This is a genomic window from Rhodococcus sp. 05-2256-B1 (genome assembly GCF_002258465.1).
Classification (GTDB): domain Bacteria; phylum Actinomycetota; class Actinomycetes; order Mycobacteriales; family Mycobacteriaceae; genus Rhodococcoides; species Rhodococcoides fascians.
This window is the reverse complement of sequence record NZ_NOZA01000018.1, coordinates 25,021-46,175: the sequence shown is the minus strand read 5'-3', so window position 1 is coordinate 46,175 and position 21,155 is coordinate 25,021. Positions and strand designations below refer to the sequence as shown.

19 protein-coding genes are annotated in these 21,155 nt (G+C 65.3%); 7 read left to right on the top strand and 12 right to left on the bottom strand.

The window, feature by feature from the left end; genetic code table 11:
• Window positions 1-119: 119 nt before the first annotated feature.
• The 3 genes from CH285_RS11060 to CH285_RS11050 all read right to left on the bottom strand — a co-directional run bounded on the left by CH285_RS11060 (window position 120) and on the right by CH285_RS11050 (window position 3,250).
• Window positions 120-1,556: an MFS transporter gene (locus tag CH285_RS11060; protein WP_051365247.1), complete on the bottom strand. Its 1,437-nt coding sequence runs from the start codon at window positions 1,554-1,556 to the stop codon at window positions 120-122.
• Between the two features lie 124 nt (window positions 1,557-1,680).
• Window positions 1,681-2,544 carry a hypothetical protein gene (locus CH285_RS11055; protein ID WP_032371672.1) on the bottom strand — a complete coding sequence of 288 codons (864 nt, stop codon included), beginning with the start codon at window positions 2,542-2,544 and terminating at the stop codon, window positions 1,681-1,683.
• Window positions 2,534-3,250, bottom strand: a complete 717-nt coding sequence (locus tag CH285_RS11050; RefSeq protein WP_027498034.1) for a metallophosphoesterase family protein — start codon at window positions 3,248-3,250, stop codon at window positions 2,534-2,536. The genes CH285_RS11055 and CH285_RS11050 overlap by 11 nt, the downstream gene beginning before the upstream one ends.
• 70 nt (window positions 3,251-3,320) lie before the next feature.
• Between CH285_RS11050 and CH285_RS11045 the strand changes: the two genes are divergently transcribed.
• The gene (locus CH285_RS11045; protein ID WP_174557311.1) at window positions 3,321-3,914 is read left to right on the top strand and encodes a suppressor of fused domain protein; all 594 of its coding nucleotides are present in this window, start codon (window positions 3,321-3,323) and stop codon (window positions 3,912-3,914) included.
• A gap of 90 nt (window positions 3,915-4,004) precedes the next feature.
• On the opposite strand, the gene CH285_RS11040 is transcribed toward CH285_RS11045, so the two are convergent.
• Window positions 4,005-5,093 carry a magnesium and cobalt transport protein CorA gene (locus CH285_RS11040; protein WP_027498032.1) on the bottom strand — a complete coding sequence of 363 codons (1,089 nt, stop codon included), beginning with the start codon at window positions 5,091-5,093 and terminating at the stop codon, window positions 4,005-4,007.
• 79 nt (window positions 5,094-5,172) lie between these two features.
• Between CH285_RS11040 and CH285_RS11035 the strand changes: the two genes are divergently transcribed.
• The 4 genes from CH285_RS11035 to CH285_RS11020 all read left to right on the top strand — a co-directional run bounded on the left by CH285_RS11035 (window position 5,173) and on the right by CH285_RS11020 (window position 8,355).
• Window positions 5,173-6,009, top strand: coding sequence for a PHP domain-containing protein (locus tag CH285_RS11035; protein WP_027498031.1), 837 nt, complete (start codon window positions 5,173-5,175; stop codon window positions 6,007-6,009).
• Window positions 6,006-6,620, top strand: coding sequence for a MarC family protein (locus CH285_RS11030; RefSeq protein ID WP_027498030.1), 615 nt, complete (start codon window positions 6,006-6,008; stop codon window positions 6,618-6,620). Before CH285_RS11035 ends, CH285_RS11030 begins: the two co-directional genes overlap by 4 nt.
• Window positions 6,617-6,910 (top strand): hypothetical protein, encoded by a 294-nt coding sequence (locus tag CH285_RS11025; RefSeq protein WP_052053095.1) that lies wholly within the window; start codon window positions 6,617-6,619, stop codon window positions 6,908-6,910. The genes CH285_RS11030 and CH285_RS11025 overlap by 4 nt, the downstream gene beginning before the upstream one ends.
• A gap of 245 nt (window positions 6,911-7,155) precedes the next feature.
• On the top strand, window positions 7,156-8,355 hold the full coding sequence (locus tag CH285_RS11020; protein WP_094643820.1) for an NAD(P)-dependent malic enzyme: 1,200 nt from the start codon (window positions 7,156-7,158) through the stop codon (window positions 8,353-8,355).
• Window positions 8,356-8,434: 79 nt separating this feature from the next.
• Here CH285_RS11020 and CH285_RS11015 read toward each other — a convergent pair whose 3' ends face one another.
• From CH285_RS11015 to CH285_RS11000, 4 genes are read right to left on the bottom strand one after another with little or no spacing between them, the layout of a single operon-like run.
• On the bottom strand, window positions 8,435-9,127 hold the full coding sequence (locus tag CH285_RS11015) for an ABC transporter permease (RefSeq protein WP_027498027.1): 693 nt from the start codon (window positions 9,125-9,127) through the stop codon (window positions 8,435-8,437).
• Window positions 9,124-9,786, bottom strand: coding sequence for an ABC transporter permease (locus tag CH285_RS11010; RefSeq protein ID WP_032365390.1), 663 nt, complete (start codon window positions 9,784-9,786; stop codon window positions 9,124-9,126). The genes CH285_RS11015 and CH285_RS11010 overlap by 4 nt, the downstream gene beginning before the upstream one ends.
• The gene (locus CH285_RS11005) at window positions 9,783-10,934 is read right to left on the bottom strand and encodes an ABC transporter ATP-binding protein (protein ID WP_032390505.1); all 1,152 of its coding nucleotides are present in this window, start codon (window positions 10,932-10,934) and stop codon (window positions 9,783-9,785) included. The genes CH285_RS11010 and CH285_RS11005 overlap by 4 nt, the downstream gene beginning before the upstream one ends.
• Complete coding sequence (locus CH285_RS11000) at window positions 10,934-11,908, bottom strand: ABC transporter substrate-binding protein (protein WP_032365502.1); 975 nt, start codon at window positions 11,906-11,908, stop codon at window positions 10,934-10,936. Before CH285_RS11000 ends, CH285_RS11005 begins: the two co-directional genes overlap by 1 nt.
• A gap of 209 nt (window positions 11,909-12,117) precedes the next feature.
• Here CH285_RS11000 and CH285_RS10995 point away from each other — a divergent pair, with 209 nt between their 5' ends.
• Window positions 12,118-13,011, top strand: a complete 894-nt coding sequence (locus tag CH285_RS10995; RefSeq protein ID WP_094643819.1) for a glycine betaine ABC transporter substrate-binding protein — start codon at window positions 12,118-12,120, stop codon at window positions 13,009-13,011.
• Here CH285_RS10995 and CH285_RS10990 read toward each other — a convergent pair.
• The 3 genes from CH285_RS10990 to CH285_RS10980 are packed head-to-tail and all read right to left on the bottom strand — an operon-like array spanning window position 12,967 to window position 16,334.
• Entirely contained in the window at window positions 12,967-13,923 is a 957-nt protein-coding gene (locus CH285_RS10990; protein ID WP_032365393.1) for an alpha/beta hydrolase, read from the bottom strand. The two genes, CH285_RS10995 and CH285_RS10990, sit on opposite strands and share 45 nt — an antisense overlap.
• A gap of 12 nt (window positions 13,924-13,935) precedes the next feature.
• Window positions 13,936-14,769, bottom strand: a complete 834-nt coding sequence (locus CH285_RS10985; RefSeq protein ID WP_032365394.1) for an SDR family NAD(P)-dependent oxidoreductase — start codon at window positions 14,767-14,769, stop codon at window positions 13,936-13,938.
• A complete protein-coding gene (locus tag CH285_RS10980; protein WP_094643818.1) occupies window positions 14,766-16,334 on the bottom strand; it encodes a flavin-containing monooxygenase in 1,569 nt (522 codons plus the stop codon). Before CH285_RS10980 ends, CH285_RS10985 begins: the two co-directional genes overlap by 4 nt.
• Before the next feature lie 69 nt (window positions 16,335-16,403).
• On the opposite strand from CH285_RS10980, the gene CH285_RS10975 reads away from it, so the two are divergent.
• On the top strand, window positions 16,404-17,051 hold the full coding sequence (locus CH285_RS10975; RefSeq protein WP_032371667.1) for a TetR/AcrR family transcriptional regulator: 648 nt from the start codon (window positions 16,404-16,406) through the stop codon (window positions 17,049-17,051).
• A gap of 264 nt (window positions 17,052-17,315) precedes the next feature.
• Here the strand turns inward: CH285_RS10975 and CH285_RS10970 are convergent, their stop codons facing one another.
• On the bottom strand, window positions 17,316-21,128 hold the full coding sequence (locus tag CH285_RS10970; protein WP_094643817.1) for a multifunctional oxoglutarate decarboxylase/oxoglutarate dehydrogenase thiamine pyrophosphate-binding subunit/dihydrolipoyllysine-residue succinyltransferase subunit: 3,813 nt from the start codon (window positions 21,126-21,128) through the stop codon (window positions 17,316-17,318).
• Window positions 21,129-21,155: the final 27 nt, after the last annotated feature.

Genomic DNA, 21,155 nt, shown 5'->3' with positions numbered 1-21,155 from the left:
AACAACCGCCCCAGAAAAACCCTGGGATGGGATACTCCACTCGAGGAGTACAACAAACGACTGCACGTTGCGACGACCACGTGAACCCGTCACGAAGTTCCACTCACATGCCGCAGGCTCTACAGTGGCACGTTCGACGTGGTGTTCGGTTCGGACTCGGCAACCCGCACCGATTGCCGCGCTGCCGGGGTGCTTCTGATGGCCAGGGCTGCCGCGGCGACGACGGCGCAGGCGACGGCACCGGCGACGAAGGCTGCGGTGTACGCGCTCTCGCGGGCCACGTTTGTGCCGTCGATGGTGAACATCGCCAGCACGGTGGACAATGACGCACTCGCGATCGACGTGCCGACGGTGCGCACGATCGAGTTGACGCTGTTGGCCACGCCGGTGTCCGCCGCGCTGACCTCGGCCATGAGCAGGTTGGGCAGGGCCGCGAACGCGAGGCTGACGAACGTGTTGATGACGATGCCTGCGGTGATCAGCTGCCAGGTGTGATCGTGGGCCACCGCGACGAACGCAAATCCGAGAACGCCGATCACCGCGCCGCCGACGAGAACTCGGCGCGGCCCGAACGATCCGATGAGGCGACCGCTGATCACCGCGGCCACCACTCCTACCGCTGCACCGGGTAGCAGGTACACGACACTCGCTTCGAGAACGTTGGCGGTGAATCCGTAGCCGGCGACGGCACGTGGGGTCTGCACGAAGTAGGAGCAGGCCAGAAAGTTGGCGAACATTCCGACGCCGACGAACAGGGTGGCGACGTTGGTGGCCAGCAGGGGCCCGTGAGTGAGCATGCGGGGTGCGACGAGCGGGGCATCGATGCGCTTCTCGAAGATCCACCAGACGGTTCCCAGCAGCACGCCCGCGACAGCGCATCCGATGGTGGCCACCGAACCCCAGCCCCACGTGCGGCCCTGGGTGAGGGCCAGGAACAGCAGCAGGAGTGTGCCCGCCAGAAGTACGGCACCCCACCAGTCGACCGACCCGCTGCCGCTACGCGGTCGGGCCGGGACACCGAACCACGCAATGCCGAGTGCAACCACGACGATGGCGACGGTGAGCCAGAAGACGCGGTGGTAGTCGGCACCATTGGCCGTGAGCAGCCCCGTCAGCACCAATCCGAAGCCGCCGCCCACGCCGAGAGTGCCAGACAGGATCGACATCGAGCCGACGAGTGCGCGCGGTGGCATTTCGTCGCGCAACACCGCCAGGGCGATGGGAAACAGGGCGTACGAGACACCCTGCAGAATGCGGCCGACCAGCAGCCAGGTCAGTGAATCGGTCAACGCTGCCAGCAGCGACCCCGCCAGCACGACGGTCAGGACGCCGATGAGCACGGGGCGTTTGCCGTGCAGGTCGGCGAGTCGGCCGATGACGGGGGTGGCGATGACCGCGGCCAACAGGTTCGCCGTCAGCACCCACCCGGCAGCGGTGGTGCTGACGCCCAGTTGGGTGCCGATGGTGCCCACGATGGGAACGACCATCGTCTGCAGGACGGCGAGGGTCATGACGATGAAACAGAGTCCTGGCAGCAGCGTGCGGCGGGTGGACATGGAAGAGCTACCTCGTTACCTATGACAACCGAAAATACGAACCGATCGAACTAAAATGTTGAACGCATCTAATTAATTATCGGGTACCGGTTTCCCCGGTGTGAGCCGAGGTGCCTCGGACGAGCTACTGCGCCCGGTTGGGCTTCCCCAGGGCCTTCTGCCGGAGTTCACTGACGATCTCGTCGTTCCAGACGTGCTCGCGCACCAACCGATAGCGCTCACGGCTCATCCACAGATAGGCCTCGGCATCGGTGCGGTCCTCGAGAATCTCGGCCGCCCGGACCATGCGGACCACCGGCAGGTACTCCTCACCGAACCAGCGTCGTGCGACCGTTCCGCGGTCGACGAACTCCCCGAGTTCCTGCATCAGCCGAAATCCCCAGGCCTCCACCGACTCGCTCAGCTGCGCGTAATCGAACGGGTCGGTGACCTGTACCGCCTCGCGTGCGCGTCCCACCAGGGGCACCCGACTCAGGAAGATGCGGCGATGATCCTTGATCAACAGATCGCCGCGCCGGGTGATGCCCTCGGGGGAGATACGCGTGATGATCTCGGTGACGACGGCGTCGATCGTCGTGCGATGCATCGCGAACGCAATCGACACCCGGTGATGCCCGTCGACGACGAAGTGCATGCCGCCGATGCGATACACCTGGATCGGCGGCATCGCTTCACCGCGGCGCTGCGCCGCCGCCAACCGCTGCCAGCGTTCCCTGATCCGCGCCGAGGTCGGCCTGAAGAACCTGTCGAAGTCGCGGGTGCGGTCGACACTTCCGACGATGGTCTCGACGCGAATGACCTGCAGACCCAGGTGCCGTTCACCGACCTTGCCGAGGGCAGCAACCACCTCGTCGAACGGCAGGATGGTGTTGACGTCGTCGGGTTGACGCCGCAGCCACCCGACGAGTCTCGCCACGTCGGCGCGTCGACGCTGGCGGGTGAAGTCGTTCTCCGCGTCGGCGGCCGGAAATCCGGTGTCACGTGCCATGTCTGCGCCTCACGATCCTCGGTGCTTCGACGTGCTGTCGCTGCCCACCCGGTTCGACGTCGAGCAGGGTGTATCCGACGGTGTTGATCACCGCCGCCCCGTGCAGGGCCAGATCGTCCGGGGTGTGGCCGTGTGGATGAATGTGGCCGTGCAACAACAACTGTGGGGAGAGCCGACGCGTCACCTCGTCCAGGCAGTCGAAGCCGACGTGTGCCGGGTCGGTGTCGTCGCCGACTCCGAGGGGTGGGCTGTGAGTGAGCAGAATGTCCACCGGCCGTACGTCCTTGCGGACGTTGCGATTCCACGCGAATGTTCGAGTGAGGGTGCGTGAGCGTCTGCGCTGCTGACGTTGCGTCCATTGATTGGGTCCGCCGTTGTAGCGGATCGACCCGCCGAGACCGGCGATACGCAGACCGGCAGCGGACACGATCCGCCGGTCGACGTTGATCGCACCCACCGGCCCCGGCCAGGTGGCAGGCAGCCCGGCGCGCATCCAGCCGGCCTTCCCGGCCGAATAACCCGTCAGGTCCGCGTCGTGATTGCCGGGCACGAACACGCACGGAGCGTTCAACGCATCGGTCAGATACTCGAGGTAATCGAACGGAAGGTCGCCCGCGCCGAGAATCAGATCGACGCCGAGCGACTTCACCTGCGGACTCCACAGAGATTCGATCGTTTCGTCGGACACAGCGAGAACGGATACCACGGGTACGACGGTACCCACCTCGTCCGCGGTGGCACCTCCGAACGGACTTCTCGGGCACCGGTGGTGTTGGATGGGTCTCGTGAGCGAGAGTGTCATTACCGCGGTACGCGCACACCTGGTGACCGAGATCGGCGACGACAACCCGTCGTCCGCGTCCGTGACGTTCCTCGGCCTGGAGTCACTGGACGTGCTGCGATTCGGAGCGGACTCCGAGGTGGTGCGGTACGTCAGCCTCGGCTGCTCGCGTCATCCCATGGCAGACCCGAACGACATGGTCGCCGATCCGTCCCGTGGCCCTCGCGCCGAACTGGTACTGACCCTTCGCGGTGGCGCAGGCGTGGCGTCGGGCGTCCACAAGAGCTTGGCCGTGCTCGCGGCCTCGCCTGCGGTGGAGGGCGTCGTGCTGGTGGAGGACGCCCTGCTCGATCTCGGTGAGCCGCTGTGGACCAACGCGCCGTTCACGGCCGTGCTGCTCGGGCCGAGCGACATTGCGGACCTGCCGCTGCCGGAGCCTTTCGATCCGGTTCATTTCTTCGCCGCGGTGCCGTTGACCGGAACCGAGGCCGCCTGGGTGCGGTTACGCGGGGCGGATGCGTTGCGCGAGGCCTGGAAGGAAGCGGGGATCGACGTTCGAGACCCCAACCGGTCCGCAGCCAGCCTCTGATCGGGCGCTCCTGCGCACAGGGTGTCGACTTCCGGTGGCTACCCGCTTCTGTCGGAGTTCGTCCCTGGCTGTAGATCTCAGGCGCAGGATCTACAGCCAGTTGTTCTTGTGGAACGTTCGCCACAGACCGACGCACACGCAGGCGACGATCGCGACGATCGTGTGATACCCATAGGTCCAGTGCAGCTCGGGCATGTTGTCGAAGTTCATGCCGTAGATGCCGGCCACCATGGTCGGCACCGCCGCGATCGCCACCCAGGACGAGATCTTGCGCATGTCGAGGTTCTGCTGCATCGTCACCCGAGCCAGGGCGGCGTCGACGAGCGAGCTCAGTACCTCGTCGTATTCGGAGATACGTTCGGCGACAGTGGTGTGATGGTCCTGCACGTCGCGCAGGTACCGCCGGACGGATTTCGGAACACTGGGCTCCTGGACCAGCCGTGCGAGAGGCGTCGACAGTGGGGTCACCGACCGGCGCAGTTCCACGACCTCCCGCTTGAGCAGATAGATGTTCTCGATCGGCACGTGATGATGCGGAGAGAACACCTCCTCCTCCATGCCGTCGACGTCCCTCTCGATCGAGTCGGTGACGGCCAGGTACTCGTCGACGACGTGGTCGGCAACCGCGTGCAGCACCGCCGACGGGCCGAGTGCGAGCTGCTCCGGATTGTCCTCGAGGCGCTGGCGCACGCCGGCCAATCCGGAGTGTTCGCCGTGTCGGACGGTGATGACGAAATCTCGACCGACCATCACCATGATCTCGCCGCTCTCGACGATCTCGTTCGCCGTCGTCACCGACTCGTGTTCGACGTACTTGACTGTGCGCAGGACGAGGAATGCGACGTCGTCGTATCGCTCCAGCTTGGGCCGCTGATGCGCGTGCACGGTGTCCTCGACCATCAACTCGTGCAGGTCGTAACACTGAGCGATCGCGTTCATCTGACGGTCGTCCGGCGCATGCAGGCCCACCCAGACGAACCCCTCGCCGCGGGCTCGTACTTCGGCGATCGCGGAAGTGTGAGTGAACCGGCCGGGTAGCCGGGAGCCGTCGACGTAGACAGCGCAGTCGACGATGGCGCGCGCCGTCGGCACCGGTATTCGTGGACTCGAATCGGGAACGGCCTTGTTTCCTCGTCGGTGCAGCGAGGGCAGTGAGGGACGCGGTGGAAGGGACGGCATGGCGGGCAATCGTACGCCAGGAAAACGACAGAACAGTGGGCCCGGAACATCACGGCGGTACGCCTGGGACACTGTTCTGGTGCTCATCGATCTCCACACCCACTCGACAGCGTCCGACGGTACCGACAGCCCGGCCGAGCTGGTTCGCGCTGCGTCGGCAGCGGGCCTGTCGGTGGTGGCGCTCACCGATCACGACACCACGGCGGGATGGGACGAGGCCGCTGCCGCATCGCCCGCCGGCCTGACGCTCGTGCGCGGCATGGAACTGTCGTGCACCGGTCGTGGGGAGGACGGCACGCCCGTCCCGGTGCACCTGCTGGCGTACCTGTTCGACCCCGAGAACGAGGCATTCGCCGCCGAGCGTGCACGACTGCGCGGTGAGCGGGTGACCCGGCTGCGGGCCATCGCCGAGAACATGGCCGCGGACGGCCTACCCATCGATCCCGACGCGGTTCTCGCCTCGGCCGGGGAGGCCGCCGGTCGTCCCCATTTGGGCCAGGCTCTGATCGAGGCCGGCTACGTCTCGGACATGGACGCGGCGTTCGCCGGTCCGCTGGCAACGGGTGGCAAGTATTACGTGGGCAAGGTCGACACTCCACTCGACGTCGCCGTCGAGATGATCGCCGCCGCAGGCGGCGTCAGCGTGCTCGCGCATGCCCGGGCCCGCAAGCGCGGACGCATCCTGGATCTGGACCACATCCGAGAACTCACCCCGCTCGGGCTCGGCGGTGTGGAAGTCCACCACATGGACCACTCGCCGGAGGACACCGTGGTGATGGCCGAGTTGGCCGCGGAGTTGGACCTCATCGTCACCGGGTCCTCGGATTATCACGGCACCAACAAGACCGTGAAGCTGGGCGAGTACACCACCGACCCGGAGCAGTACGACCGACTGATCGCGGCGGCCCGGTCATGAACTTCGACGTGACGCTGTACCTGACGGTTCTGATCACGCTGTTCGTGATCATGGATCCACCGGGCGCGATTCCGGTGTTCTTGTCCCTGGTGGGACGCAAGAGCAAGGAAGTGCGCAACAAGGCCGCATGGCAGGCACCCGCGGTCTCGCTCACCGTCATCTCGGTGTTCGCGATCGGCGGCCAGGCCATTCTGAGCTACCTGCACATCGGCATTCCGGCACTGCAGGGCGCGGGTGGACTTCTGCTCCTGCTCATCGCGCTGTCGTTGCTCACCGGTAAGGGCGCGGGCGGCGACGCGGCGGCCGAGGACGTCAACGTCGCACTCGTGCCGCTGGGAACGCCGTTGATGGCGGGCCCCGGAGCCATCGCCGCGGTGATCGTCTACGTCAGTCAGGCCGACGGCAACGCGAGCTCGTTGCTCGCAATTGCCTTGGGCATCATCACGATTCACGTCCTGTTCTTCGTGATTCTACGATTCTCCACCGTCCTCATCCGGCTGCTCGGCGAAGGCGGCATTTCGCTGCTGGCGCGCATCGCAGGCCTGTTGCTCGCCGCCATCGCAGTGCAGTTGATCGCGGACTCCGTCCGCGGATTCGTGGCCGGAGCATGAGCGGGGCCGGAGCGGGCGCCGGACTGCGCTTCCTGCGCGGGCTCAGCGGCATCGTCACCGCCGGACTGCTGGTGCTGGCGATCGGCGTCGGCGTCACCCAATATCTCGGTCAGTCCCGCGGCTACCCGGGACCGGGCGCGCTGTCGGTCACCGTGCACATCGTTGCCGCTGTCGTCGCCATCGCAGCGCAGCGGATCGCCGATCACCGACGCGGATTCACCGCATTCCTCGGAGCGATCGTGGTCTTCGTGGTCACCGGTCTCGTCCTGTGGACCCAATGGTGGCAGTAGTTCACGCTGGTTTCTGACTCTGTGGTCAGGTCGGTGGGCGGTATGGCACACTTGGGCCGTTACAGCGATGCGGCTACAGCCCATCGTTGACTGTGCAGGCACACCCGCCGCACGTGCGAGACGCGCTTTTCGGCAGTCGGCAGCCAGTACTGGCGCCCTCCGGTAGTCCGCGACCCTTTCGAGCATCAATCACTTCGTAGACACGTGTTGCCTCGTCGAGGCCGACAGTGCGAGGAGCTTTCACCGTGACGGCAGTCGAAGACACCACAGGAACACCATCGGCAGTTGCGGCCGCGATCACCGACGACGAGATCTTCGCCGGGCATCTCGGCGGCAAGCTTTCGGTCCAGTTGGCCGCGCCGCTCGAGACCCAGCGCGATCTCTCGATCGCGTACACCCCGGGAGTGGCCCAGGTCAGCCGTGCCATCGCCGCCGACCCGGCGCTGGCCAAGCGCTACACCTGGACCGACCGGCTGGTCGCCGTCATCTCCGACGGTTCCGCGGTGCTCGGCCTGGGCGATATCGGTCCGCGCGCGTCGTTGCCGGTGATGGAGGGCAAGGCGGCGCTGTTCAAAAAGTTCGCCGGCCTCGATTCCATCCCGATCGTGCTCGATACCCACGATGTCGACGAGATCGTCGAGACGATCGTGCGGATGCGACACAGTTTCGGAGCCGTCAACCTCGAAGACATCTCCGCCCCGCGGTGTTTCGAGGTGGAACGACGCGTCGTCGAGGCACTGGACTGCCCCGTGATGCACGACGACCAACACGGCACGGCCATCGTCGTCCTTGCGGCGCTGACGGGTGCTGCACGGGTACAGGGCCGGGACCTGGCCGGGCTCCGAGTGGTCGTCTCGGGCGCAGGCGCTGCAGGCGTTGCGTGCGCGAACATGCTGCTCGCCGCCGGCATCTCCGACGTCGTGGTCCTCGACTCCAAGGGCGTCGTCTCGGCCGATCGCGGTGACCTCACCGGCGTCAAGGCCGACCTCGCTGCGCGAACCAACCCTCGTGGACTGAGCGGGGGACCGGGCGATGCGCTGGCCGGAGCCGACGTGTTCCTCGGACTGTCCGCAGGCAAGGTGGACGAGAACGTCATCGCCTCGATGGCCCCCGAGTCCATCGTGTTCGCGCTCTCGAACCCGGATCCGGAGATCCACCCCGAGGTGGCCAGGAAGTACGCGGCCATGGTCGCGACCGGACGCAGCGATTTCCCCAATCAGATCAACAACGTTCTGGCCTTCCCCGGTGTGTTCAAGGGCGCGCTCGACGCCGGCGCACGCCGCATCACCGAAGGCATGAAGCTCGCCGCTGCCGAGGCAATCCTCTCGGTTCTCGGCGACGAGTTGGCCGCGGACAGAATCGTCCCGAGCCCGCTCGATCCTCGCGTCGCCCCGGCCGTTGCGGACGCAGTTGCGGCAGCAGCGCGAGCCGAGGGCGTCGCGTAGGAAAACAGAAAAAAGCACCCCGAACCCCGCCCTATCCGGGCCGGTGGTTCGGGGTGCTTTTAGTTTGCGTGAGTCGTCGTCAGACTTTTGCCAGTCCGGTCGGCATGCGCCGGAGGCGACCGGTTCCCGGCACCGACGTCCACACCGCAAGGGCGAGAAGGCCGTCGACGACGAGTGTGAGCAGCGCGACGAGGATCGCCCCGACCAGAACCCGGCCGTAGTCGTAGAGCGCGAGACCGTCGAAGATGTAGCGACCGAGCCCGCCCAGGTTGACGTAGGCCGCAACGGTCGCGGTGGCGATGATCTGCAGGGTGGTGTTCCGTAGTCCGCCGAGGATCAGTGGGAGTGCATTGGGGATCTCTACCCGCAGCAGCACCTGTGATTCGGTCATCCCCATCGCGCGGGCGGCGTCGACCACGTGGGCGTCGACGTTGGCTATTCCCGAGTAGGTGCCCGCCAGCAGCGGCGGTATCCCGAGCAGGACCAGCGCGATGATCGGCGGGATCAGACCCAATCCGATCACCAGGACCAGGAACACCAACACACCCAGAGTCGGCAGTGAGCGCAGAGCGTTGACCAGTCCGACGACCACCGCTTCGCCGCGGCGCAGGTGACCGATGATCAGTCCGATGGGAATCGCGACAGCGGCCGAAAGCACCACGGCCAGCAGTGAGTACCACATGTGCTCGAGCAGTCGAGCGCCGATTCCCGTCGGCCCGGCCCAGTTGGCACCGTCGAGGATGTACGAGAACGCTTCGGAGAACAGATTCATGCGCGCGCCTTCCTCGTCGACGAGCTGCCCTGCCGGGTCCACGGCGTGAGTCGACGGCCCACCAGGTACAGGGCGGCGTCGAAGATCAACGCCAAGAACACGATCGAGATGATGCCGGCGAAGATCTGATCGGGATAGTCACGTTGGTAGCCCTGGGTGAACAGCTGGCCGAGACCACCGATACCGATCACCGAACCCACCGAGACCAACGAGATGTTGGTGACCGTGACAACTCGAATATTGGCTATGAGCACCGGCAAGGACAGCGGTAGCTCGACGGTCACCGCCCGGCGTAGCGACGAAAAGCCCATGGCCTGAGCCGAATCGACGACGGCGAACGGAACCGAATCGAGTGCCTCCGGAACCGCGCGAACGAGCAGAGCCGTGGAGTACACCGTCAGTGCGATCACGACGTTCAGCGGATCGAGCACAGGCAGTCCCACGACCGCGGGAATGGTGACGAACAGCGCCAGTGACGGCAACGTGAACGCAATGCTGGCCACCGTCAACGTGATTCGGCGGACCCACCGCGTGTTGCGGATCAGAGTGCCGACCGGAACCGCGATGAGCAGTCCGATGAGCAGGGGCACGAGCGAAAGATACAGATGTGTCTTCGTGTACCCGAGTACGACGCCGAAGTTGTCGAACAGCCAGGTCACTGTGCGTCGTTCCCGGCCGCGCCGAAGTGGTGGCGATTGCGCTCCTCGTCCTCCGACTTGCGCTGTACGGCCAGGTTTTCGAGAATCTCCGCACCGTCGACGCTGCCCACGGCGGCACCGGTCGAATCGACGGCTACGCCGATTCCCGACGGAGACGAGATCGCCGAGTCGAGCGCCTGCCGTAGATCGCCGCCCTCGAGGAACAGCGACCCACCGGCCGCGGTGCTCTCGTCCAGGCTGCCGCCGCCGCGTACCTTCTCGACGCCGGTGGCGTCGATCCAGCCGAGGGGACGACGCTGGGAGTCCACGACCAGAACCCACTGCCCCTGGTCGAGTCGCAGGGTGCTCATCTCGTCCTCGGTCGCGGTATGGATCGGATGCATCGTCACCGACTGCGCGGAGCGGAAAGACAGGCCTCGGTAGCCGCGGTCGCGGCCGACGAACGACGCCACGAACGACGTCGCCGGTGCCGCGAGCACGGTCTCGGGCTTGTCGTATTGCTGCAGACGACCCTGCGGTCCGAAGACCGCAATGTGGTCGCCCAGCCGCACGGCCTCGTCGATGTCGTGCGTGACGAACACGATCGTCTTCTTCAGATCGGCCTGCAGCCTGAGCATCTCGGTCTGCAGATCCTCACGCACCACCGGATCGACGGCGCTGAAGGGTTCGTCCATCAACAGAATCGGTGGGTCCGCGGCGAGCGCGCGGGCCACCCCGACGCGCTGTTGCTGCCCGCCGGACAGCTGTGCCGGGTAGCGGGACGCGAGAGCCGGATCCAGGCCCACTCGTTCCAGTACCTCGAGCGCCGCCTTGCGGGCCGCGCGCCGGGACTGACCGTTCAACACCGGAACCGTCGCAACATTGTCGACGACGGAACGGTGGGGCAGCAGCCCGGCACTCTGGATGACGTAGCCGATTCCCCTGCGCAGCTTCACCGCGTCTGTGTCGGCGATGTTGCGGCCGTCGACCGTGATGACGCCCGAGGTGGGCGCGATCATCCGGTTGATCATCCGCATCGACGTCGTCTTGCCGCAGCCGGACGGCCCCACGAACACGGTGAACGAGTGTGGCTGGATCACCAGGTCCAACGAGTCGACTGCCGTGGTGCCGTCCGGGTACGTCTTGGTGATGTTCTCGAAGGTGATCATCAGCTGACCGGCTGGTCCAGACCCTTGTCCTTGACCCACGCCGTTGCCGCCGCAGCCGGTTCGACCTTCTGGTCGCCGGACACCGACGTGTTCAGTGCAATGAGCTCTTCGGTGGTGATCTGCGCCGAGACGGCGTCGAGAACCTGAGTGAGCTTGTCGGACTGCTTGGACGTCCGCAGCACCGGGATGACGTTCTGAGCGGCGAAATTGTTCTCCGGGTCTTCGAGAACCACGAGATCGTTCTGCGCGATGGCAGGCGAGGTGGTGAAGATGTCCGCCGCGACGACCTGGCCCGACACGAGTGCCTCGACCGTGGCCGGTCCGCCGCCGTCGGAGATGGGCACGTAGTTACCGGGGGAGATGTCCAGGCCGTACTTCGCTTTCAGGCCCGGCAGTCCGCCGACGCGCTCCTGGAATTCCGGCGTGCCCGCGAACGTCACCTCCGAGGAGAACGGTGCGAGATCGCCGACGGTCTTGAGATTGCGCTCGGTTGCGGTCGCGCGGGTGACGACGACGGCATCCTTGTCCTCGCCAGGTGCCTGGGCCGTCACCGAGAGGTCGTCGCCGAGTGCGGCGGGCAGTGCCGCCAGCACGTCCTCGGACGAGGTGGCCGTGGCAGATTCGTCCAAGTACTGGAGCAGGTTGCCCGTGTAGTCGGGAATCAGGTCGATCGAGCCGTCGCGGACGGCGGGAATGTACGCCTCGCGGCTGCCGATGTTGAGCTTGGTGCTCACCTCGAAACCGTTGGCGCGCAATGCTTCTGCGTAGATGTTCGCGACGGTCTCGGACTCCGGGAAGTTGGCCGAGCCGACGATGATCGAGTTCGTATCGTCGTTGCTCTCGCCGCCTCCGCTCGAGAGCGGATCCGAATTTCCGCCGCAGGCGGTCAGTGCGGTGACCGACAGGGCGAGCGCGGCAACGGCCGCCACTGCCTTCGGGGCGGAGAACGCGCGCGTGATTCGGGAGGTGGTCATGGTGTCCTTCCATCGGTTCGGGCACAGACGAAGCCCCAACTCCGACGGGTGCCGCCCGATCACCGGGGACACCGCCGAACCAGGACTCGGGCTGCTCGGGATGGTAGTCGACGTCGCCGTGCCCATAGGGTTGGTTCGACTACCCTCTCGTTCGCATCTGTGCCCCGCGGTCGGGATCGGTAAACCCCACGGGCAGTGAACAGGAGAAAATGAGAGTGCGTTCGTCGATTCTGGCAGCGGCCCTCGCGGTCACTATTGCAGGTTCCGTCGGTGGGTGCAGTGCGGCCGACCGGGCCGAACCCGGGCACGTGCCCGTCGTCGTCGGAGCCGGGAATTCCGACCTCTCCCGGTTGCTCGCACAGATCTACGCAGGAGGACTCCGGTCGACGGGAGCCGAGGTCTCCGTCGCCGAGAACCTGGGGGATCGGACGGCGTACCTCGCGGCGCTGGACCGCGGCGAGGTATCGATGATCCCCGACCTGACCGGGGACCTGTTGCGAACCTTCGACACCCTGGCCGGGGCAACCGAAGCAGAGGACGTGTTCACCGAACTGAACCGATCGCTGCCCGCCGGACTGTCGGTGGGAGACTACGCAACCGCCGAGGATCGATTGGCCCTCGCGGTCGCGTCGAGCAATGCAGTGGACGACGACGCGACGGTGACCGAATTTCTTCGTCGGGACGACGTGACAGTCGGCACGGTCGATGGCCAAGTCGACCCGATGAACGTCATGAATGCGCCGCGGACGGCTCCGGCCTTCACCGGGGCAAGTGCCACAGATTTCATGGTCTACCCGGATGCGCAGTTCGCCGTCCACGACCTGAATTCCGGTGCGGTGGATGCTCTCGCGATTCGGACGGCGTCGTTCGGTCCGCTGGCCAAGGATCTGACGACTCTGCCCGACGACGATCATGTGTATCCGGCGCAGAACGTCGTTCCGCTGTACCGCACCGGTGTGCTGGACGAGAGTGCGGTGAAGTCGTTCTCGGTGGTGGCGGGGGAGCTGACGACAGCGGACCTCGCCGACATGATCGGCGAGGTCCGCGGGGGTGCTGCGTCAGGCGATGTCGCCGGCCGCTGGCTCGGCGAGCACAGCCTCTGACACGTCGGACTTCTGCTCTGCTCTGAGCTTGCGGCCCAGATAGGAACCCATGTGCTGGACGGCTTCGGCTGCTTCCCGCAGGATCGACGCCTGCAGATGCGCCACGTGCCAGAGCTTCTTGTACTCGATGTACTCGAGTTCGACGCCGGACAGGCGCAGCTTGTCCGCGAACGCGGTGATCTGCGGATAGAGCACCTCGTCCGTCCCGACGTGCATGACGACCGGAGGCAGCTCATCGAGGTTGCCCTGGAGCGGCGCGAAGCCTTGATCCAGCGGGTCGCCCGCCCCGAGATACGCGTCGGCCGAGGAGTTCGACCACCCGGTGTTGACCACCAGGTCGCGCGGCTTGACCGCGTCGCGTGCGCCCGGATCGACCCACGGTGAGATCAGTCCGAGTGCTGCCGGCCTCGCGCCGTCGTCCACCAGCCGCCTCGCCGTCGCGACGGTCAACCCGCCGCCGGCCGAATCACCGGCGATGGCGATGCGATCCGGGGTGAAGCCGTGCGAACGCACCAGTTCTCGGAACGCCGCCACGGCGTCGTCGAGCGCGGCCGGGTACGGGTTCTCCGGGGCGAGGCGGTAGTCGAGTACGTACACGGCGCTGGCCGACTCTCGGGCCAGATGGGCGGCGAGCGATCGGTGGGTGTTGATCGAGCCGATCGTGAACGCGCCCCCGTGGAGGTACAGGATCGCGGTGTCGCGTTCGGTGGCTCCGACGGTGATGCGCTCGGCTCGCCTGCCCGCGAGCGTCAGTTTCTGCGCGACGGTCCCGTGTGGGAGCGTCTGCACGGGAGCCGCGGCCTCGAGGACCGCCCGCTGCGCCCGGAAGGACAGACGCGGATTCAGCGCGAGGCGGTAGAAGGGCTTGAGCGCCGCCGCAACGATCGGCAGTGGAACGTAGAAGGCTTTCACGACGCGACCCGCCTACTTCTTCGACCGTGGCATGGCCCGCTTGGACACCGCTGCGATCAGGCCCTGGTACCGCGAGCCGGTGATGCGTTGCAGCAGATCGAGCGCGATGGCGTCGGAACCGATGAGCACGCGACCCCGGCCCTTCTCGACGCCCTTGAGAATGGTCTTGGCCGCGTCGATCGGGGTGGTCTTCGCCAACTTGCTGTCGAAGAATTTCGCCACGTCGGCCTGGTCGAAATTCTCGGCGACGGTGGCGTTGCGGGCGATGGCAGTCTTGATGCCGCCGGGGTGCACCACGGTCACCTTCACCGGAGCCTTCGCGATCAACATCTCCATGCGCAGCGACTCGCTGAATCCGCGGACGGCGAACTTCGCTGCGTTGTACGCGGACTGGGACGGCATCGCCAGCAGGCCGAACAGGCTGGAGATGTTGACGATGTGGCCGTCGCCGGAGGCCTTGATGTGCGGCAGAAATGCCTTGGTGCCGTTGACGACGCCCCAGAAATCGACGTCGACGATGCGCTCGATGTCCTTGAACGAGGACTTCTCCACGTCACCGTGGTAGGCGATGCCCGCGTTGTTGTAGATCTGGTTGACCTTGCCGAAATGCGCGACGACGGCCTCGGCATAGTCCAGCACGGTCTCGCGCTGCGAGACGTCGAGGAAATCGGACTTCACCTCGGCTCCGAGTGCCTCGACGCGGCGCACCGTCTCGTCGAGTCCGGCGGTGTCGACGTCGGACAGTGCGAGCTTGGCTCCGCGTCCGGCCAGCTCGAGGGCCAGGGCCCGGCCGATTCCCGAACCCGCGCCGGTGACGACGGCTACCTTGCCTGTGAATGTGCTCATCGTGCGGACACCTTGTCTGTGTTGTTGCCGGCGGCCGTGCTCGCCGACGCGGAGGTCAGATCTGCGGTTGCGACGCTACGGTACGCATCGAGATCGAAATGCTTGGTCTGACGACGGAACTCGAACGTGAACCCGGGCCACAGGGTGGTGTTGTTTCCGTGCTTGTCCAGATACCAGCTGGCGCAGCCGCCGTTCATCCAGACGCTCTTGGCGAGCTGGTCCTGCAGGGTCACGTTGTACTCGTCCTGCACGTCCTTGCGCACTTCGATGGTCCCGATGTCGTGCTTGTCGATGGTGTTCAAGGCGTCGACCAGGTAGTTGATCTGCGACTCGATCATGAAGACCATCGAGGTGTGCCCGAGGCCTGTGTTGGGGCCGACGAGGAAGAACATGTTCGGGAAGTTCGCCACCGCGGCGCCCTTGTAGCCCTGCTGTCCGCCGTCGTCGAACGTCTGCGCCAGCGTCCGGCCGTCCTTGCCGACGATGGCTTGGTATGCAGGCGAATCGGTGACGTGGAAGCCGGTGGCGACGACGAGTGCGTCGATCGGGCGCTCGGTGCCGTCCTTGGTGACGATCGATCCCTTCCGGATCTCGGCGATGCCGTCGGTCACGAGGTCGACGTTGCTCTGCGCGAGAGCGGGGTAGTACGCGTTGGAGATCAACATGCGCTTGCAGCCGATGCGGAAGTTCGGAGTCACCTTCGCGCGCAGCGCCTTGTCCTTGATCTGCGTGCGCAGATGATTCTCCGACGCCCACTGCAGCGGCTTCATGAACGCGGGGTTCTTCGCCAGCCCGACGACCTGGGTCTCACGCATCGCGTAGATGCCGGCGCGGGCGAGGCGCTGGAAGCCGGGCACATGCTTGAAGGCGAAGCGCTCGAGCTTGGTGTACGGGCGATCGGCGCGAGGGAGGATCCACGGCGCGGTGCGCTGGTAGACGTCGAGGTGCTCGACCTGGCCTGCAATGGCGGGAACGATCTGGATCGCCGACGCGCCGGTCCCGATGACGGCGACGCGCCTACCGGCGAGCGAGACGTCGTGGTTCCACTGAGCGGAGTGGAAGACGTCGCCCTCGAAATCGTGAATTCCCTTGATATCGGGCAGGTTCGGCTCACACAGTGCGCCGACGGCCGAGACGACGATCTTGGCGGTGTAGTTGCCGGTGGTCGTCTCGACGTCCCAGCGGCTGGTGGAGGCGTTCCATCGCGCCGACGTCACGTCCGTGCCGAAGACGTGCTTGTCCATGACGCCGTACTTGCGCGCAACTCCGGCGATGTACTTCTGGATCTCGGGCTGGGTGGAGAACGAACGAGTCCACTCCGGGTTCAGCGCGAACGAGTACGAGTACAGATGCGAGGGCACGTCGCAGGCTGCACCGGGGTAGGTGTTGTCGCGCCAGGTACCGCCCACATCGTGGCCGCGTTCGACGACGACGAAATTCTTCTTGCCTGCCTTGGTCAGCTTGATCGCCGCTCCGAGCCCGGCGAAACCACTGCCGATGATCAGCGTATCGACGTGACGCGGCGACGTTGCGCGGTCCGAAGTATCTGTTACGGGAAGACTCATGTAGAGCAGACTAGAAGCTTACTGAGTGTGAGTCAATAGTTATTGACTACTATTCAATAGGATGATTGCATGGCGGATGTGAACCGCGCTGGAGTATCGACGACGAAAAGGACCAGACTCAGTCCGCAGCAACGACGAGCGCAGCTGATCGAGCTCGGCACCGAGATGCTCGCCGATCGGCCACTCGAACAGATCTCCGTCGAGGACATCGCCGATCAGGCCGGAGTCTCCCGAGGTCTACTGTTCCACTACTTCGCGTCCAAGCAGGACTTTCACCTCGAAATAGTCCGCGAGGCGTCGCGGTCGATGATCGAACGGACCGCACCCGACCCCGACCTCGAACCCTTCGAGATTCTGCGCGACTCCATCGCCAACTACGTCGACTACGTCAGCGAGAAACGCGACACCTTCATCTCCCTGCTCCGCGGCACGGCAAGCGGAGACCCCCAGATGCGCGAGGTGTTCGAGCAGACCCGCACCACCATGGCCGATCGCACTCTCGTCCAACTCGCTCAACTCGACGTCGATGTCACCCCCACCATCGACCTCGCCGTCCGCGGTTGGATCGCCTTCGTCGAAGAAGCCACCATCACCTGGCTCAGAAATCCACAGATCACCCGCGACGAGTTGATCGACCTGAACGTCAACGCCCTACCTGCTGTCGCCCTGGCTCCGGGCATGATCTCCGCGCTGCTGGGAGCCGACGCCGACGCCTGAGCCCCGCCCCAGTGTGCGTCCCCCCTGGATCGACGTCCTCCCCGGTTGCAGGTCCTCCCCAGTTGGGATCAATGTCCCTTTGTTGCAGTCTGACCGACTGAATCCCGCATTCATCCGAAGTGCGGCCGAGGCCACAGCCGAATGAATGCGGCTCTGTTGCAGTCTGACCGACTGAATCCCGCATTGATCCCAACCCGGGTGCGCACAGAAACGACGAAAGCGGCCCACTCCCGAAGGAGTGGGCCGCTTGTCGCTGTCGGAGATCTAGTCTTCGCCGACCTTGTTGAAGGCCTCGTCGATGATTTCGAGTTGCTCGACGGCGTGCACCTTGCTCGATCCCGAGGACGGTGCGGACATGGCGCGACGGGAGATGCGCTTGATGCCGACCAGCTTTTCGGGCATGAGTTCGGGCAGTGCGAGACCGAAGAACGGCCAGGCACCCTGGTTCGCAGGCTCTTCTTGAACCCAGCGGAATTCCGTTGCGTTCGGGTAGCTCTCGAGTGCTTCCCGGATTCGACGCGTCGGCACGGGGTAGAGCTGCTCGATTCGGACGATGGCGACGTCGTCGCGGTTGTCCTTCTGCTTGCGGGCGAGGAGCTCGTAGTAGAGCTTGCCGCTGACCATCAGCACGCGCTTGACCTTGCTGCGGTCGCCGGTGCCGGTGTCGTAGGTGGGCTCGTCGAACACCGAGTGGAACTTGCCGTCGGTGAAGTCCTCGATGTTGCTCACTGCTGCCTTGTTGCGCAGCATCGACTTCGGGGTGAAGACGATCAGCGGGCGACGGATTCCGTCACGCGCATGCCTACGCAGCAGGTGGAAGTAGTTCGCGGGGGTCGAGGGGAGTGCGACGGTCATCGATCCTTCGGCGCACAGCGTCAGGAAGCGTTCGATGCGTCCGGACGTGTGGTCCGGGCCCTGACCCTCGTGGCCGTGCGGGAGCAGCAGCACAACGTCGGAGAGCTGTCCCCACTTGGCTTCACCGGACGAGATGAACTCGTCGATGATGGACTGGGCACCGTTGACGAAGTCACCGAACTGCGCTTCCCACATCACCAGTGCGTCCGGGTTGCCCACGGAGTAGCCGTACTCGAAGCCGACGGCCGCGAACTCGCTCAGTGCGGAGTCGTAGACCATGAACTTGCCGGGATTGTCGCTGCCGATGTTCTGCAGCGGCGTGTACTCGGAACCGGTCTTGCGGTCGATGATCACCGAGTGCCGCTGCGTGAACGTGCCGCGGCGGGTGTCCTGGCCCGAGAAACGAATGTTGCGTCCCTCGTCCACGAGCGAGCCGAGTGCGAGCAGTTCGCCGAAGGCCCAGTCGACCTTGCCCTCGTACGCCATTTCCCGACGCTTCTCGAGCACCGGCTTGACGCGGGGATGCACGTTGAATCCCTCGGGAATGTCGAGGTGCGCATCACCGATGCGGTGCAGGACGGCCTTGTCGACGGCTGTGGTGAGTTTGGTCGGCAACTGCTGGTCGAGTTCGACCGATTCGCTGGGCTCCGGGGTGTACTTCTCGAGTTCGCGTACCTCGTTGAAGACGCGTTCGAGCTGACCCTGGTAGTCGCGGAGCGCGTCCTCGGCTTCCTTGAGCGAGATGTCGCCACGGCCGATGAGCGATTCGGTGTAGCTCTTGCGGACGCTGCGCTTGGTGTCGATCACGTCGTACATCGCCGGCTGGGTCATCGAGGGGTCATCACCCTCGTTGTGTCCGCGACGGCGGTAGCAGATCATGTCGATGACGACGTCCTTGTGGAACTTCTGACGGAAGTCCACTGCGAGCTGAGCCACCCAGGCACATGCCTCGGGGTCGTCGCCGTTGACGTGGAAGATCGGCGCGGCGATCATCTTGGCCACGTCGGTGCAGTACTCGGACGAGCGCGAGAACTCAGGCGAGGTGGTGAAGCCGACCTGGTTGTTGACGACGATGTGCACGGTTCCGCCGGTGCGGTAGCCACGCAGATCGGACAGGTTCAGCGTTTCCGCGACGACGCCCTGGCCGGCGAAGGCCGCGTCGCCGTGCAGCATCAGCGGCAGCACGGAGTAACCGCCCTGGCCGGTGCCCTTGTCCAGGAGGTCCTGCTTGGCCCGGACGAGGCCTTCGAGAACGGGGTCGACGGCTTCGAGGTGCGACGGGTTCGCCGTGAGCGAGACCTTGATGTCGTTGTCGCCGAACATCTGGATGTACGTGCCCTCGGCGCCGAGATGGTACTTCACGTCACCGGAGCCGTGTGCGGCAGCCGGGTTCATGTTGCCCTCGAACTCGGTGAAGATCTTCGAGTACGGCTTGCCGACGATGTTGGCCAGCACGTTCAGACGACCGCGGTGCGGCATGCCGATGACGACCTCGTCGAGGGCGTACTCGGCGCTCTGGTCGATGACGGAGTCCATCATCGGGATGACCGACTCGGCACCTTCGAGCGAGAAGCGCTTCTGTCCGACGTACTTGGTCTGCAGGAACGTCTCGAAGGCCTCGGCTGCGTTGAGCTTGCTGAGGATGTACTTCTGTTGCGCCACAGTTGGTTTGACGTGCTTGGCTTCGACGCGTTCCTGCAGCCACGAGACCTGCTCGGTCTCGAGGATGTGGGTGTACTCGACGCCGACGTGGCGGCAGTACGAGTCGCGCAGGACGCTGAGCACGTCGCGCAGCTTCATCTTGTCCTTGCCGTGGAATCCGCCGACCTTGAACTCGCGGTCGAGGTCCCACAGCGTCAGGTCGTGGCTGATCACGTCGAGGTCCGGATGCATCCGGAACTTGTCCTTGGTGAACTGCAACGGGTCGGTGTCGGCCATCAGGTGACCGCGGTTGCGGTACGCCGCGATGAGCTCGAGCACGCGGGTGTTCTTGTCGACGGTGCCCTCGGGCAGATCCTTGCGCCAGCGGATCGGCTCGTACGGGATCTTGAGCGAATGGAACAGCTCGTCGTAGAACTCGTCGCTGATCAGCAGATTGTGGATCGTCTTGAGGAAGTCGCCCGACTCCGCACCCTGAATGATGCGGTGGTCGTACGTCGAGGTCAGCGTCATGAGCTTGCCGACGCCGAACTCGGCGAGACGCTCGTCGCTGGCACCCTGGAATTCCGCCGGGTACTCCATGGCACCGGCACCGATGATGGCACCCTGGCCGTTCATCAGGCGCGGGACGGAGTGGACGGTGCCGATTCCGCCGGGGTTGGTCAGCGAGATCGTGACGCCCTGGAAGTCCTCGCCGGTGAGCTTGCCGTCGCGGGCACGCCGGACGATGTCCTCGTACGCGTTGTAGAACTGCGTGAACGTGAAGTCCTGCGTGTTCTTGATGGCCGCGACGACGAGGGAACGGTTGCCGTCCTTGCCGGGAAGGTCGATCGCCAGACCGAGGTTGATCGACGCCGGAGTGACGGCATTGGGCTTGCCGTCGACCTCGGCGAAGTGGCGGTTCATGTTCGGGAACGCCTTGACGGCCTGCACGATGGCGTAGCCGAGCAGGTGCGTGAACGAGATCTTGCCGCCGCGGGTACGCGCGAGGTGGTTGTTGATGACGAGGCGATTGTCGACCATGAGCTTGGCCGGGATGGCTCGCACGCTGGTAGCTGTCGGAATCTGCAGCGAAGCGGACATGTTCTTGGCAACCGCTGCAGCTGCGCCGCGCAGAATCTTGCTCGACTCTTCACCGAATTCGGCAGAGGCGGGCTTGGCCGGGGCTGCCTTCTTCTCGGCCGGCTTGGCCGGGGCCGACTTCGCCGGAGCAGGCTTGGATTCAGCAGCCTTGGGAGCTGCGGCCTTCGCGGGGGCTTCGGTCTTCTTGGGAGCTTCGGTCTTCGGGGCTTCGGTCTTCGCGGCCGAGGCGGCGGGCTTCGCAGGAGGCGCGGGTGCTGCGGGAGGAGCGGACTTGGCCGAGCTGCCGTTCGAGGCCGAGCCGTTGGAACCGGACTTACCGTTGGAGATGGGGTTCTCGTCGATCACGGCTTCGGGGTCGTAATCGGTGAGGAACTCGTGCCAGCTCGCGTCGACGGAGGACGGGTCCTGCTTGAACCGCTGGTACATCTCGTCGACCAGCCATTGATTTTGTCCGAATTGGGTAGTAGAGCTGCTGCTCACGGCAGTAGTTCGCCTCGTTTCTGTCTT